This is a genomic window from Desulfovibrio desulfuricans (assembly GCF_024460775.1).
Lineage (GTDB): Bacteria > Desulfobacterota > Desulfovibrionia > Desulfovibrionales > Desulfovibrionaceae > Desulfovibrio > Desulfovibrio desulfuricans_E.
Genome location: NZ_JANFYZ010000114.1, coordinates 1 through 232 on the forward strand (window position 1 = coordinate 1; position 232 = coordinate 232).

At 44.4% G+C, this 232-nt stretch carries 1 pseudogene; it reads right to left on the bottom strand.

The features are described 5' to 3' along the window. Positions 1-232 (bottom strand): annotated as a pseudogene (locus NE637_RS15595) (hypothetical protein); the annotation flags it as partial.

A 232-nucleotide genomic window follows, 5' to 3' on the forward strand; every position in this document is an offset into this window, starting at 1 on the left:
CTTCATATCAAGATACGGACCTTCAAAGTGAACTCCTAAAATCTCTGCTCCTTCATAACCGTCTTCAACAACTTTCGCCACATTTTTCAAGGCATTTGTCAACACTTCTTCACTCTGCGTGATAGTTGTCGCAAGAAGAGCCGTCACTCCTTCATCTACAATATTGCGCACCCAGTAACGAAGTCCGTCTTCTTTCGCATCATTCGTATCAAAGCCGTAAGCTCCGTGACAG